Genomic DNA, 240 nt, shown 5'->3' on the forward strand with positions numbered 1-240 from the left:
CTCGACGGGACCGAAGTGGTCGCGACCAGCGGCAGTGCGGCGGAGGTCGTCGTGCACGTCGCGACCACCGACACCGGTGACCTCGGACCCGTGGCGCGCGTCGAGGACCTCGGACCCCGGACCCTCACCCAGGTCCGTGACCTGCTCGCCCGGCACACTCAGGTCACCGTCACCCCCGTGATCGACCTCCACCACGGCCGGTCGGTCAACGGCTACGAGCACCCCACCGACGTCAAGAAG

Annotated in this window: 1 protein-coding gene; it reads left to right on the plus strand. The window is 70.8% G+C overall.

Features of this window, described 5'->3' with window-relative positions:
- Positions 1-240 (plus strand): hypothetical protein (locus ASE20_RS25075; RefSeq protein ID WP_200952900.1); only part of this gene is annotated, 240 nt, incomplete at both ends.

Source organism: Nocardioides sp. Root240, from assembly GCF_001428825.1.
Lineage (GTDB): Bacteria > Actinomycetota > Actinomycetes > Propionibacteriales > Nocardioidaceae > Nocardioides.